We start from the raw sequence: 14,497 nt of genomic DNA, 5'->3' as shown, positions 1-14,497 counted from the left end.
CTTTCAATCTTTGGGGTGCCTGTTACCAAAGTATGAACTTGTACAGACTTAACCTGAACCTTTTGCCGGGCCTCAAGGCGTTACTCGATACTCAAAGTGTTTCCCTGGCTGCGAAGCAGATGCATGTTACCCAGTCCGCCATGAGCCGGACCCTGGCTCAGTTGCGTGAAGCCCTGAATGATCCGATTCTGGTCAGGCAGGGCAATCGTATTTTTCTCTCCGAAAAAGCGCTGGCGTTGAAAGACGACGTGAACCGTGTGGTGACGGAAGCCAGCACCATATTTGAGAACCAGCAGTTTGATCCCTGGATTACCGAAAAAAACTTTACCATTGCCGGGACTTATATTGTTCTTGAGCAAATCCTGCCGCAAATCCTGCACCAGTTCTGGAAACAGGCACCGCATTTTAATTTTGAACTGTTACAGTTCAGCCCGCAGCTGGATAAAAAGCTGGAGGCCGGTCAGGTCGATCTGGTGCTTGGGTATGTTGGCAAGCCACCTGCCGGTTTCAGTTATGAGCTGTTAATGGAGGATAGTATCTGTGCCCTGGTGCATGAGGATCATCCTCTCGTTGATCAGGAGATGACCATTGAAGACCTTGAGCAGTACCCGGTGATTCGTCACTCTTCGTGGATGGGAAGTCCTCATTTCATCAGGGACTACCTGGAAGGCCTCAGTGAGAATATCCGGGTGGTTGCGAAAACACCCAATCTACCCATTGGTTTGCAGCTGGTAAAGGACACCCATCATATTCTGATCACAATGGAGAGAGCAGCTCGTTACAACACTTATGTCCAGGATATGACGATGAAAACCCTGCCCGGTAAACCTCCCAGAGTCAGCTACTACGTAGTGTGGCCGGAGTACTGGGAGCATAACCGGGCGCATCGCTGGTTCAGGGAGTTCATCATTAATCGCTTCCGTCTCAAGTTGAAAGAGATGGAACGACAGGAGGCTATTATCAATGGTGAAGTGGATGATCTAACTCACTGAACTCACCGGTAAGGGCATGATTCATCCGGCCAGGCTGGCCGGGTGTATCAATAGCTGCCGACATCAGTATTGGACGTTGTATCAATGCATCTCAGTGCCAGCACATCATGGAGTTTCTCAACCTGGGTAATCAGAAGATGCACAGGTCGTGAGCTGGAAACAGTCATGGATAACTCAATTCTGCCACCGCAACGGGAAGGCGTCATGCTCATGGTGTTCACAGTAAAGCCCCGGTGTCTGATAACTCTGAGTATCCGCTCCACGACATCAGGCTGTTGATGGCATTGCAGGTATAACTGAAAGCTCATGAGTGTTGCTCCAACATTTCATGGTTAGCGGCTCCTGGTGGCACCAGGGGCCATACGTTTTCCATGGCATCAATGCACACATGAAGCAACCATGGGCCACTCACACTCAACATCTCATCCAGGGCTGACGTTACCTCATTCCGATGGGTGATGGTTCTGCCGCCAATACCAAAGGCCTTGGCCAGCGCAATAAAGTCGGGGTTATCGGAAAGATCGGTTTCGCTGTAACGGCCCTGATAAAACAGCGCCTGCCACTGGCGAACCATGCCCAGCTTCTGGTTATCCAGCAGGACTATTTTAATCGGCAGCTGTCTTCTTTTTATGGTGTTCAGCTCTTGAACATTCATCATAAATGAGCCATCACCGGATACCAGAATAACGGTATCATCCGGACGTGCCATGGCAGCGCCGATGGCGGCAGGCAGGCCAAAGCCCATGGTGCCCAGACCGCCACTGGTCAAATGGTTACGGGTGTGATGAAAAGCCATATGCTGGGCAACCCACATTTGATGCTGCCCGACATCACAGCTGATAATGGCATTATCAGGCAGCTGTCGGGATAGCTGGTTGAGCAGCAGGGGCGCATAAATCGCCTCACCGGGTTTGTCGTATCGCCATTGATGTTCTTCTTTGAGTTGCTGACAGTGGCCCTGCCAATCGTTGACGGGTAAAGCGATGGACAGTTCTTTCAGTACCCAGGGCATGGGCTGATGAAAGACGACATGTGCCGCTCTGCGTTTGTGCACTTCTGCCGGGTCAATGTCGATGTGGATAACTTTTGCATCAGGGGCAAACGTGTCCAGCTTGCCAGTCACCCGGTCATCGAAACGGGCACCCACAACAATCAATAAGTCACACAGTTGTACTGCCGTGTTTGCCGCCCGGTTGCCATGCATCCCCAGCATGCCAAGATAGGCCTCGTTGTCCGGAGGTACAGTACCAAGCCCTTTTAATGTGCAGACACTGGGCAGGCCGGTCATTTGCAGAAAATGGCGCAACGCCGGTGTAGCACCAGCCATATTCACCCCTCCACCGATATAGGCGATGGGGCGGGATGCTGAGCGCATAAGTTGCAGCGCTTGATCAACGTTGTCATGGGCTGCCTGATCAGGGTGGAAACCGTTCTCAGCCAGGTCCAGCGGTGGCTGCCAGCTGGCGGGAGCCTGTTGTATATCTTTGGGAATATCCACCAGGACAGGGCCCGGTCGTCCGGAATTGGCCAGAGTAAATGCCTGATGAAGGGTTTGGCAGAGCAGGTCCGGCTCTGTCACCAGGAAACTGTGCTTGGTGCAGGCCATGGAAAGCCCCAGCATATCCATCTCCTGAAAGGCATCGGTACCCATGGCACTGGTGGGTACCTGGCCGGTAATGGCAACAATGGGGACCGAGTCCATCATGGCATCTGCCAGGGCAGTGATCAGGTTGGTTGCGCCAGGGCCTGAGGTGGCAATACAGACACCGGTTCGCTGGCTTGAGCGAGCATAGCCAATAGCGGCGAAACCGGCTCCCTGCTCATGGCGGCAGAGCAGATGCTCAACAGGGGCGTCAAGCAGGGCGTCATACACCGGCATAATGGTGCCGCCGGGATAACCAAAAACGGTGTCAACACCGTGGTGAACCAGGGTTTGGACAATTGCTTCAGCACCATTCATATCGATGATCCCCCGACTGCCAGAGGTTGAGGGTAATCGCTGCAGATAGAATGACAGGCAGGATAATGACAGATAGCACGATCAGGTTAAGCATGACTTTTCTCCTTTATCAGGTATAAAAAAACCCCCGGACCTTTCGGTGCGGGGGTTTTGTAACAGCTGTTTATTCAGCCCACAAAGCCACCCGCGGTGATAATAATCACCACGTTAAGAATGACTGGTTGGTTCAGGGCTGAAGGCATCATAGGTTTATCAGTTTTAAATGTTTAATGTACAGGTTTTATAGCACAGCATTATTTGCAGTGCCAGAAACCCAGAGGCATGATCACCATGGAGGTCACTATGAAAGGCCAGGCCGACACTCAATCCACTGTGCTGGATGTTGATAACCTCCGGCAGCAGTTTCCCCTGTTGTCACAGACCGTGCATGGCCATCCGCTGGTCTACCTGGACAATGCGGCAACCACACAGAAGCCGGTGTCGGTTATTGAGTCGCTAAACCGCTATTATCGGGAGCAGAATGCCAATGTGCATCGGGCAGCGCACTTCCTGAGTGCCTGCACGACCCATGGGTTTGAAGCCGCCAGAGAAACCACCCGCCACTTTATTAATGCCCGTTTTACGGAAGAGATTATCTGGACCCGGGGCGCGACTGAAGCCATCAATCTGGTGGCCAGCAGCTGGGGACGAAGCCAGCTGAAGGCTGGCGATGAGATTATCCTGAGCCGCCTTGAGCACCATGCCAATATCGTTCCCTGGCAACTGCTGACTGAAGTCACCGGGGCCACCATCAGGGTGGTTGAGCTGGATGATGCTGGCAATCTGGATATGCAACAGTTCCGGCAATTGCTGTCGGATAAGAGCAGGCTGGTGGCAATGACCCATACCTCCAATGCCATTGGTACGATCACCCCCATTAAAGAGGTTATTGAGCTTGCCCATCAGGCCGGTGCCCTGGTCCTGGTGGACGGTTCTCAGGCTGTTGCTCACCAGAAAGTGGATGTTCAGGCGCTGGGGGCCGACTTTTATGTGTTTTCCGGCCATAAGGTCTACGGCCCTACGGGAATCGGTGTGCTGTACGGGCGAAGGGGACTGTTGGAAAACATGCCTCCCTGGCAGGGCGGTGGTGAGATGATCGAGCATGTCAGTTTTTCCGGCACCCGCTTTAATCGCCTGCCGTTCAAATTTGAGGCAGGAACCCCCAATATTGCCGGTGCCATTGGTTTAGGCAAAGCGCTGGAGTTTTTAGCGGATATTGATGTTGCCGCCATGCAGGCCCATGAACATCAGCTGCGCCTGCTGGTGGAGGAGGGATTAAGCCAGATAAGCGGTATCCGTCTGATTGGTCAGGCAGAGTGGAAAGCGCCCGTCGTGTCGTTTGTCTCCAGCGAACATCATAATCAGGACATCGGGCTGATGCTTGACCAACAGGGGATTGCCGTGAGAACCGGGCATCATTGTGCCATGCCCCTGATGGAGGGCCTGAATCTCAATGGAACGGTCAGAGCTTCTTTTGCCCTCTATAACACCGTCGATGAGGCCGTGGCTTTTGTGGATGCCATGGACAAGCTCCACCATTCTCCGCTGTATATTGCTCACCCTGAAATGAACAGTGATCAGAGCCAGACAATGATCAGTGAGACAACTGACCTGCCAGAGATTTTTCGTCAGCAGGCTCCGAACCTTGCCGCGATAACAGAACGGTTGAATGGGCTTTCAGGCTGGCAGGAACGTTACCGCCAGATCATGCTGCTGGGCAAAGAGCTGCCTGTGCTGTCGGGGGAATGGAGAAGTGATGATGCCCGACTTCATGGTTGCGAGAGCAGTGTCTGGCTGCATCATCACTATGATGATGAAACCATGCGGCTTTACTTTATTGCTGACTCCGATGCGAGAGTGATCCGGGGGCTGATAGCCATTGTTCTGGCGGTATTCTCAGGGAAAACACCGGCAGAGATTGAGCAGGAAGATATTGACCTGTGGTTCCGTGAGTTGGATCTGTTCAATCATTTAAGCCCATCCAGGGGCAATGGGCTTAAGGCGATTGTCAGGGAGATTCAGGCGGTTGCCCATCGTTATCGATAGCACCAACCGACTATTCAGGCAGAATGGCCAGTTCTGGTCAACTTCTCAATAATTCGCGCAGCCGCAGCAAAACCGAAGGTTGCAGTCACTGCGGTAGCCGCGCCAAAACCACTGGCACAGTCCATTTTCATAGAGCCTTCACCGGTTGGTTTGGTCTGGCAGATGGTGCCATCAGCCTGTGGATAAACTGCCTGCTCGGTGGAAAACACACAGTCTACGCCAAACTTTCGTTTGGTATTCTTGCTGAAGCCATGACGGTCACGAAGCTGGTTGCGCACTTTTCTTGCCAGAGGGTCGTGCCAGGTTTTGGTCAGATCGGTGATCTGAATCTGGGTAGGATCCATCTGTCCGCCAGCACCGCCAGTGGTGATGATTTTGATTTTGTGACGTTTGCAGTGAGCGATCAGCGCCGCCTTAACCCGGAAGCTGTCGATGGCATCCAGCACATAGTCAAACTCGCTGGTGATCAGCTCCTGAAGATTATCTTCTGTAATAAAGTCTTCAATGGTCTGACATTGACACTCGGGGTTTATCTGGATAATGCGTTCGGCAATCACCTCAACTTTTGAGCGACCAATGGTGTTCGTAAGCGCATGCAATTGGCGATTGGTGTTGGTTATACAAATGTCGTCCAGATCGATCAGTGTGATGTTACCCACCGCCGTTCTGGCCAGGGCTTCTGCTGCCCAGGAGCCAACACCTCCAATACCGATGACGCAGACATGGGATTGACGAAGCTGTTCAACAGCACTGTTGCCATACAAGCGGCGAATACCGCCGAACCGGTCATTAAAGCTGTTGCTGGGGGAAGAGGCTGCTGGCATTGGAAACGACTGAGATAAAACATTAGTAGCCGATTATACAACCCAAAGTGGCATTGTTTTAATCAAATTTTGCCCTGCTTTGACTCTGACTGACCTGCCATCAATGGAACCTAATAATTATTTCGAGGTCAAACTGCGGTATTTATTGTCCAAGTGCGCGAGGCTTAATTCTGAAAGCAGCATCATCAACCCCTCACCGCTCAGAGTCCGCTCGCCGTGCTGACCGGCATGCCGGGCCACGCGTGGTTTCTGACCGTGCCGGAACCGCATTTAATGGTAAAAGAGTCTCATACAATCGGCCCTGTAGAAGCAAAGACAGCATCCGGGGTAGCAGCAAATCTATAGAGGATGCCTTTTGGGATAAAGAACCATTACATGGACGTCAAATCACCTCGGCTGATGTACTTTCAGCCTTTGAAAAAGATACAACGTCCCTCAGAAGTGGGTTCTTTCTGCAAAAACTTTGCTTGCAGAACATACTGCTAAACAACAGAAAAGTTACCCCGGATGAGGTCATTCAAGAATTCAATCGAGAGCCGGATCGACATTATAAATACAAATTAGCGATAGTGCGTTTCAAAGAGGAATGCTGTCTGAGGGGGCTGCCGCTGAAGGGCCAGAAAGTCACAACGAGTGCCGTGGTTCAGGGGCTTCAGTCAGTCAGTGCAATACTGGAGCTGGCGCGCTTTAAGGAGTTATGTTGCCTGAGAGGCCTGGCGTTGAATGGCCGGCAGGTCACACCGAACGAGGTGATTCAGGATTATCAGGCCGCCAGGGCAACATTGGAGCTGGCGCGCTTCAAAGCGGAATGTTGTCTTAAAGGGGTGTTGTTGAATGGCCAGGGGATCCTTCCGGATGCGGTGGTTAAGGACTTTCCGGATAATCCGAGAGGCAAACTGGGGCTGGCCCGCTTCAAAGCGGACTGTTGCCTGAATGGCTTGGCGTTGAATGGCCAGCAGGTCACTGCGGATGAGGTGGTTAAGGATTTTCAGGCGGTTGGGGTATTTCTGGAGTTAGCGCACTTTAAGGAACAGTGTTGCCTGGGGGGCCTGGCGTTGAATGGCCGGGAGGTCACACCGGATGAGGTGGTTCAGGGTTTCCCGAATAGTCCGGAAGGCAAACTTGGGATAGCACGCTTTAAGGAAAAATGTTGCCTGAGGGGGCTGGCGTTGAATGGTCGGCAGGTCACGCCGGATGAGGTGGATTTCCCTGATAGTCCGGAAGGACTGCTGGGGATGGCACGCTTCAGGGGGCAATGTTGGCTGAAGAGCCTGGCGTTGAATGGCCAGCGGGTCACGCCGGATGAGGTGGCCAAGGGTTATCAGGCAGTCAGGGCAACCCTGGAGCTAATACGTTTGAAGGAGCAATGTTGCCTGCTGGGCCAGTCTTTGAATGGTCAGCCGGTCACACCGGAGGCGGTGGTCAAGGATTATCAGGAAGCCAAGGCATCATTGGAGCTGGCACGCTTCAAACAGGAATGCTGCCTGAAGAAGCTGCCATTGAATGGCCAGCAGGTCACAGCGGATGAGGTGGTCAAGGATTTCCCGGATAGTCTGGATGGTCGGCTGGGAATAGCACACTTCCGGGCAAAATGTTACCTGAATGGCCTGCCATTGAATGGCCTGCCGGTCAGCCCGGATATGGTGATTGAAGGTTATCAGGCCGTCAGGGCAACACTGGAGGTGGCGCACTTTAAGGAAAATTGTTGTCTGAAGAATCTGGCGGTGAGGGGTGGGCCGGTCACACCGGATGCGGTGGTCAAGGCTTTCCCGGCGAGTCCGGAAGGCAAAATGGGGTGTGCGCGCTTTAAGCAATTATGTTGCCTGAAGGGGCTGGCGTTGAATGGTCAGCCGGTCACACCGGAGGCGGTGGTTAATGGTTTCCCGAATAGTCCGGAAGGCAGGCTGGGAATAGTGCGTTTCAAAGCGGAATGTTGCCTGAGGGGGCTGCTGTTGAAGGGGCGGCGCGTCACAACGGATGAGGTAGTGAAAGATTTTCAGGCCATCAGGGCAACACTGGAGCTGGTGCGCTTTAAGGAGCAATGTTGCCTGAAGGGCCTGGCCTTGAATGGCAACCAGATCACGCCATACACGGTGGTTAAGGGTTTTCAGTTGGTCGGGGCAACTCTGGAACTGGCTCACTTTAAAGCCGAGTGCTGCCTGAGAGGGCTGGTGGTGGATGATCGGCAAGTCACACCGGCTGAGGTGGTTAAGGGTTTCCCGGAGAGTCCGGAAGGCAAACTGGGGATAGCACGCTTCAAAGCGGAATGTTGCCTGAAGGGGCGGCTGTTGAATGGCCAGCAGGTGACAGCGGATGCGGTGGTTAATGCTTTTCCGGAGAGTCCGGAAGGCAGACTGGGGATAGCGCGCTTTAAGGAACAATGTTGCCTGAGGGGCTTGTTGTTGAATAACCAGCAGGTGACACCGGACGCGGTGATTAAGGATTTTCCCGATAGTCCGGAGGGCAGGCTGGGCATAGCGCGTTTTAAGTCACAATGTTGCCTGATGGGGCTGCCGTTGAACGGTCGGCAGGTCACACCGCAGGCGGTAATCAAGGACTATGAACGCGGTGGCTGGTTGCTTGAACGCGCTATTTTTTATGCCCAGCTGGCGTTGAATGCAAGAGAATTGAATGGCAGCCTTCTGGATAACCAGAAAGTATTGGAAGCATTTAATAAAGTACCCGGGGATAATTCTTCAAGGCAGGTCAGGTATCTGATACAAAGGTTGAAACACCCTCAGCAATACCATGAAACCAATCAAGCCCGGGAGATACTGCAAACGGCCTGGCAAATCTTAAACAACGTATCAATCAAAGACGATGAGCAACATCGACTGCAAAGCCTTTTGCAATTCATGGCTATGTACCATGAGCTGCCAATTGATCGTCAGAGAGTGTCTGCAGAACAGGTATATCAATCCTTCGCACCGCTGCGGAGTTCATTTCAGAATTTACGCCTGCATTTCTTCTTCCTGTCGCACTGCCATATCACGAGACAGCCTGTTAATGGACGGTACATCCATAAGGAGCAGGTGCTGGACTGCCTGCAGAGTTTTCCAGCAGGAACCGCTCTGCGCCATGCTTTAGGCTTCTGGTTTGAACAAAGCATCTGTGAAGCCAATTTAATGGAAAATATACTCCACAACCTGAAAGCTGTGGTTCCCGCAAGATGGGACAGTGATGGTGTTTACCGATACGCAACCTCTGCCAGTCAACACAGCTCCGCCGCCTCGGCAGTTGCTGGCAGTGGGGCCCTGCAATCTTCGTCAAAACAATGGTTAAATGTCGGGGAACCGGGGGCCCCCGATATTCAGTTGCCCCGGTTACATGCGCTAAAGCTGAAAACATTTGAGATTATTGCGGAAGTTAATCGTTTTTATGCTGATCCACCCATCCTGATTACCGGTTCATACGCACGCTTTTTGCAGAACCGCAGCTCATTATTTATTGATATTTACATTCAATGCACGTCAGACGAGTCTGCCAGAAAATTCCTGGAAAAATTGCAGGTACTCAACACCGACAGTGATTCCGTCATTCCCCAAAGTATGGTCATTTGGGCAACTCCGGGGTGTCAGGCGACCAAGCAACCAAAAGTCTACAATGTTCATCTTAATTACGGTGATCTGGGTGCCAAATTAATGGGGCTTCACATCAGTGTTGATACCGGGGTGGCCGATGAAAAGGCAACACAATTGGCTACTCCTGGTGTTGAGAGAACGTTCAGCGATTTGTCGTTTGCTGAACAAACCAGATCACTGAACGATATGCTGGGATTCCTGGTTGATAACCTTGATCTGCTGACCGTGGAATTCCAAAAAGGAGCGGTATTTGAATTACCTGAAACCCTGCTTTTTAATAACCCCAAAAACCCTGATGAGCGTATTTATGGCTTGCTTACCTGTGCTCTGATGTCCCTGAGTTACGCCAGGGAGTTTATTGCCCGGCACTCTTCCGGAGGCAAACCCCAATTACCGCCTGACTCGCCTCAAGAAGCATATCAACGCCTGCATACACTCACGGCAACTCTGCAAACGCAACTGAGTAGCCACGCTTACCGTGTTGATTTTGAGCAAACAGTGAAGGGCTTGCTATCGACCATTCAGAATGAAAGTGATGACGATATCGAGCGGAAGGACTTGATCAAATTAGTGCTGGCAATGTTTCAGCCTCCCGGGGAGGCGCAATGAATTTTGCAATAAAAAAGCCAGACAACTGTCTGGCTTGAGCGTGTATCAGTTCGTACGCTTAACTTTGGTTTTCTTTAGTCAGATCAGCGATTTCTTTCAGGCGTTCCAGTACTTTCTGGTTGATGGAGCCTTTTGGATAATTGCCTTTGCTGTTCATAACACCCGGACGATGGCCGGTCAGCAGTTCAAGTGCCTCTTCAACATGAGAAACCGCATAAACATTAAACTTCTTGGCTTTTACCGCATCCACTACCTTGCTGTGCAACATCAGGTTCCGAACGTTCGCCTGAGGGATAATTACCCCCTGCTCACCGGTCAGACCCCTGGCATTACAGAGATCAAAGAAACCTTCGATTTTCTCGTTAACACCACCAATGGCCTGAACTTCACCGTGCTGGTTCATGGAGCCGGTGACGGCATAGCATTGCTTGATCGGAGTATTGGTCAATGCTGAGAGCAGACAGCAGAGCTCAGCCATGGAGGCACTGTCGCCGTCGATATAACCGTAGGATTGTTCCATCGCCAGACTGGCGGAAATCGCCAGTGGGAATTTTTGCGCATAACGGCTGCCAAGATAACCGGTCAGGATCATAACCCCTTTCGAGTGAATGGCCTGACCCAGGGCGACCTCCCGCTCAATATCCACAATACCCTGGCTGCCGGGATAAACCGCTGCGGTAATCCGGGCGGGAGAGCCAAAACAGGCATCTCCCACAGAGAGCACAGTTAAACCATTGATCTTACCAATCTGCTCACCGTCAGTATCAATCAGAATGCTGCCTTCCAGCATATCATCCAGAATCTGCTTACTGACCCGGCCAGTCCGCTCAGCCTTGGCATCCAGCGCCCGGTCAATGTGCTCGTGGTTGATTTTACGACCATTGCCGGTGCGTCGGATAAAATCAGCCTCGGCCAGCAAGTCGAAAAGTTCGCCGATTTTTGCCGACAGTTGAGACTGGTTTTCGGTCATCCGGGAGCTTTGTTCGATCATCCGGGCAACCGCCGATGCCGACAGTGGTGGATAGTTTTCATCGTCTGCCCGGTTTTTCAACAGCTGGGCAAAGGCCTGAACAGTTTCAGGAGAGCGTGGCAGCTGGTCATCAAAGTCCACCAGTACCCGGAACATTTCGTGGAAATCCGGGTCGAGCTGCTGAAGGATGTAATAAATATCCCGGGAGCCAACCAGAATCACCTTCACATGCAGTGGAATAATTTCCGGGGTGAGGGTGATGGTGTTCATCAACCCCATCTCGGAGTAAGGGGATTCAATTTTCAACTGCCGCTCTTTCAGGGCCCGTTTCAGGGCTTCCCAGACGAAAGGCTCTTCCAGCAGCTTGTTGGCTTCCAGCAATAGATAACCACCATTGGCCTGGTGCAGAGAGCCGGGGCAGATCTGACGGAAGTTGGTTACCAGGGCTCCCATCTCACTGGCGTATTCGATGCGGCCAAAGAGGTTCTTATAGTTGGGATGAGACTCATAAATAACCGGCGCAGCGGCATCGTTCTTATGGCCGACCACCAGGTTGGGGGCGTAGAGTTCTTCTAATGCTGATCGTTTGCTGGCGTCTTCTTTGGACTCCATTGCCCGTTCATCCGCCAGGTATTCAATTACTGTTCTGTGCAGGTGCTGTTTGACGGCTTCCAGGTAATCCAGAACATTCTGCTCTTTGCTGTATTTTTTCAGCATAGGCTTCATCAGGGGAGCCAGAGCCTGATCAATGGTGTCCTGATTCAGGTCCTGCAGCTTTTCGTTGGATTCCCGTTTCCACTGGGGCAGTTCCACCAGAGACTCATTGAGTTTGGTTTCCAGTTCACTGATGTCGTTATTGAACTTTTCCCGCTTTTTATCCGGCAATTGCGCGAACTCGGTTTCATCCATCGCCTTACCGCTGGACATTGGCGTGAAGCTCAAGGCACCGGTATCCCGGTACAAGGCGATATCCCGTTTCAGCGCTTCCTGTTCAATTTGATCAATGGCCTGGTCATAACGCTTATTAAAGCTGCGCTCGATGGCGCTTTTCTTTTGTTGATAAGTGGGGTTTTCAAACGCCGCCGGGAAGGTCATCAGCAGTTTATCAATAAAACTCTCAAAGTCCTTCTGCAGGTCACTGCCCAGACCGGCGGGTAACTTCAGGGCTTTCGGCTCACGGGGGTTATCAAAGTTATTGACATAGGCCCAGTCATCCGAGGAGCTCTGTCGCTTGGCTTCTGTTTCAAGGTATTTACGGAGGTAGGACATCCGGCCTGTTCCGGACTCGCCCATGACATAGATGTTATAGCCCGAGCGGTGCATGGCGACACCAAACTGAATCGCACTGGTAGCTCGCTCCTGACCCAGGATGCCGACGTAATTTTCCAGCTCTTCTGTGGACTTGAAACCCAAATCCTTCACTGGTTGCTTAGCAATAAGCTGATTCGCTGTTAGTTTGAGTTTTTTCACAAGTCTTGCCATTTCCCGCAAATTGCTTACACCATAAGAGTGGAGTGAAGCTTTTGTTATATATATGACACTTTTTTGAGCCATACTACACGTCCCGCTGAGCTCACAACGAAACGTCAACAGGCCCTATAGTACTCTCATTAAAAAGGTTTGTCGGCCTTGAGACCAGTGTGTTGAACTGAGAATCTATAAATTAAACGGTGATTTTAGTGTGGTCAGAGGCTGCAGAGCTTTTTTATGAACGTCTGGAAAAAATGGCTGTCTATTACCTTTATAGCTTTTGGAATTAACCAGGTTTTTGCGTCCATCAATGATGACCTGGATCGACTGATCGCCACATTACCGCCCGGGCATATTCATTCCATTAAAGTTATTGAAGCTGAAACCGGAAAGGTGCTGTTTGACCGGAACAGTCGCTTTAACTTGCTGCCAGCAAGCACGGTCAAAGCCATCACGGCTATCTCGGCTTATCGGGTGTTGGGAGAAGAGTATCGGTACCAAACCCGCTTGCTGGGTAACAAACCCTTGGCAGAGGGAAAGGAATATGCCGGAGACCTGATATTAACCTTTTCAGGTGACCCATCGCTGACCAGGCATGACCTTTCTGAGCTACTGGGAAAACTGATTAATAAAGGTGTAAAAGTAATACGCGGCAATATCTGGCTTGATGGTTCTATATATAGTGGTTATCCAAGAGCCGGTGGTGCAAGTTGGGATGATCACAATATCTGCTTTGCCGCACCAGTCAGTGCCATGATACTGGATCGTAACTGTTTTTTTGGCTGGCTGGTGCCTTCTGGAACAGAGGGGCAGTTGTCAAAGATGGTTTACGATGAGCCACACTGGCAGCTCTCTGTTGATAATCGCATAGCGATTAGAAAACCTCAGGCCCATGAGCCAGACGGGTGTGTTCAGGAAGTGTGGCCATCATCAAACCATGAGTACCGCCTGGAAGGGTGTATTGCCCCTGATGCCAAACCCATGCGCATGGCATTTTCAGTGCGTGATCCGGAGCGGGCTGCCGCAAGGTTTGTTGAGTCTTTTTTGCAGGCAAACAACATCAGGCTTGAAGGCAGGGTTGTGGTTGAGAAACCACAGGGGGATTTTACCTGGCTTGTGGCCAGTCATCATTCTGCGCCGGTGCCTGATCTTTTACAGCGAGTGCTGGATAAGTCAGACAACCTGTACGCTGATAGCCTGCTGAAAACCATAGGGTCGTCGGTAAAGGGTGAAAAGGGTTCTTATTCTTCAGGCACAGAGGCGGTTCTGGCTATGTTACGGGAAGAGGGCGTTGACTTGACCAGGGGGCGATTGGTGGATGGTTCAGGATTGTCCCGATATAACATGCTCAGTGCTGATGACTTTACTGAAGTGTTGCAAACCGGTTGGAAAAGCTGGGGGGAGAATGCTCCCTGGCTGGCCTCACGGGATGATGAACGTCGCTGGCTAAAGACTGGTTATATGAGTGGGGTAAACAGTATGGTGGGTTATGCCTTTCCGGAAAATAACTCACCTTTGATATTCGCTGTACTGCTGAATGGGCTGAGACCTGTTCAGCCAGCGACGAATGAAGAGGTAAGAGCCTTTCATCATGAAATCAGGCTGTTCCACCGGGCATTTCTTGAGCGACTGACGGGCACACAATAAAGAAGGCATCAGCTTGTTGGAGGGTTGTCGTATATTGTTCTGAAAATTAACGGATGAAGTATTGCCTTCGTTCGTTTTCTCTTTATAATACGCGGCTCTTCCCAGGGCATTCCCAAAAGATTGTCAGAGATCAGCAGAATAAATGTTCATTGCTGACCGGGAAGTGCGGTTTGAAAATGGGTTGTTTGGAGATAAACGAAAAACAACCGGTTGACAAATCAAGCTGGCGCGGTAATATGCGCCTCCGCTGACAGGGCTTCGGGCAACATCAGTGAGTTGGAAAGCTTCTGAAAATGATCGCTTGACAACGAAAGCCGCCACGGTAAGATAGGCGGCCTTGCTGATCGGCACTGACTGCT

At 51.4% G+C, this 14,497-nt stretch carries 9 protein-coding genes; 4 read left to right on the top strand and 5 right to left on the bottom strand.

Features of this window, described 5'->3' with window-relative positions:
• Positions 1-32: 32 nt before the first annotated feature.
• Entirely contained in the window at positions 33-992 is a 960-nt protein-coding gene (locus ACO6VE_RS14110) for a LysR family transcriptional regulator (protein ID WP_422447395.1), read from the top strand.
• A gap of 47 nt (positions 993-1,039) precedes the next feature.
• Here ACO6VE_RS14110 and ilvM read toward each other — a convergent pair whose 3' ends face one another.
• Both ilvM and ilvG read right to left on the bottom strand, forming a co-directional pair.
• Entirely contained in the window at positions 1,040-1,300 is a 261-nt protein-coding gene (gene ilvM, locus ACO6VE_RS14105; protein ID WP_422447393.1) for an acetolactate synthase 2 small subunit, read from the bottom strand.
• Positions 1,297-2,952: an acetolactate synthase 2 catalytic subunit gene (gene ilvG, locus ACO6VE_RS14100; RefSeq protein WP_422461887.1), complete on the bottom strand. Its 1,656-nt coding sequence runs from the start codon at positions 2,950-2,952 to the stop codon at positions 1,297-1,299. The genes ilvM and ilvG overlap by 4 nt, the downstream gene beginning before the upstream one ends.
• Positions 2,953-3,273: 321 nt before the next feature.
• Between ilvG and ACO6VE_RS14095 the strand changes: the two genes are divergently transcribed.
• Positions 3,274-5,037, top strand: coding sequence for a SufS family cysteine desulfurase (locus ACO6VE_RS14095; RefSeq protein WP_422461885.1), 1,764 nt, complete (start codon positions 3,274-3,276; stop codon positions 5,035-5,037).
• Positions 5,038-5,051: 14 nt separating this feature from the next.
• Here ACO6VE_RS14095 and tcdA read toward each other — a convergent pair whose 3' ends face one another.
• Positions 5,052-5,861 carry a tRNA cyclic N6-threonylcarbamoyladenosine(37) synthase TcdA gene (gene tcdA, locus ACO6VE_RS14090; protein ID WP_422461883.1) on the bottom strand — a complete coding sequence of 270 codons (810 nt, stop codon included), beginning with the start codon at positions 5,859-5,861 and terminating at the stop codon, positions 5,052-5,054.
• Between the two features lie 467 nt (positions 5,862-6,328).
• On the opposite strand from tcdA, the gene ACO6VE_RS14085 reads away from it, so the two are divergent.
• On the top strand, positions 6,329-10,051 hold the full coding sequence (locus ACO6VE_RS14085; protein WP_422461881.1) for a hypothetical protein: 3,723 nt from the start codon (positions 6,329-6,331) through the stop codon (positions 10,049-10,051).
• A gap of 58 nt (positions 10,052-10,109) precedes the next feature.
• Here the strand turns inward: ACO6VE_RS14085 and ACO6VE_RS14080 are convergent, their stop codons facing one another.
• Complete coding sequence (locus ACO6VE_RS14080) at positions 10,110-12,443, bottom strand: Lon protease family protein (RefSeq protein ID WP_422461879.1); 2,334 nt, start codon at positions 12,441-12,443, stop codon at positions 10,110-10,112.
• Between the two features lie 285 nt (positions 12,444-12,728).
• Here ACO6VE_RS14080 and dacB point away from each other — a divergent pair, with 285 nt between their 5' ends.
• Entirely contained in the window at positions 12,729-14,138 is a 1,410-nt protein-coding gene (gene dacB / locus ACO6VE_RS14075; RefSeq protein WP_422447383.1) for a D-alanyl-D-alanine carboxypeptidase/D-alanyl-D-alanine endopeptidase, read from the top strand.
• Positions 14,139-14,261: 123 nt separating this feature from the next.
• Here dacB and ACO6VE_RS14070 read toward each other — a convergent pair.
• On the bottom strand, positions 14,262-14,497 hold a 236-nt coding region (locus ACO6VE_RS14070), incomplete at its 5' end, for a hypothetical protein (RefSeq protein WP_422461877.1).

Source organism: Endozoicomonas sp. ALB115, from assembly GCF_049310245.1.
Taxonomy (GTDB): Bacteria; Pseudomonadota; Gammaproteobacteria; order Pseudomonadales; family Endozoicomonadaceae; genus Endozoicomonas.
Note: the sequence above shows the minus strand (reverse complement) of the source record. Positions and strands in the feature narration are given on the sequence as shown.

Bases quoted from the DNA above. Each gene is read 5' to 3' on its own strand.
- ilvM (WP_422447393.1), bottom strand. From the start codon at position 1,300: ATGAGCTTTCAGTTATACCTGCAATGCCATCAACAGCCTGATGTCGTG.
- ilvG (WP_422461887.1), bottom strand. From the start codon at position 2,952: ATGAATGGTGCTGAAGCAATTGTCCAAACCCTGGTTCACCACGGTGTT.
- ACO6VE_RS14110 (WP_422447395.1), top strand. From the start codon at position 33: ATGAACTTGTACAGACTTAACCTGAACCTTTTGCCGGGCCTCAAGGCG.
- ACO6VE_RS14095 (WP_422461885.1), top strand. From the start codon at position 3,274: ATGATCACCATGGAGGTCACTATGAAAGGCCAGGCCGACACTCAATCC.
- dacB (WP_422447383.1), top strand. From the start codon at position 12,729: ATGAACGTCTGGAAAAAATGGCTGTCTATTACCTTTATAGCTTTTGGA.
- tcdA (WP_422461883.1), bottom strand. From the start codon at position 5,861: ATGCCAGCAGCCTCTTCCCCCAGCAACAGCTTTAATGACCGGTTCGGC.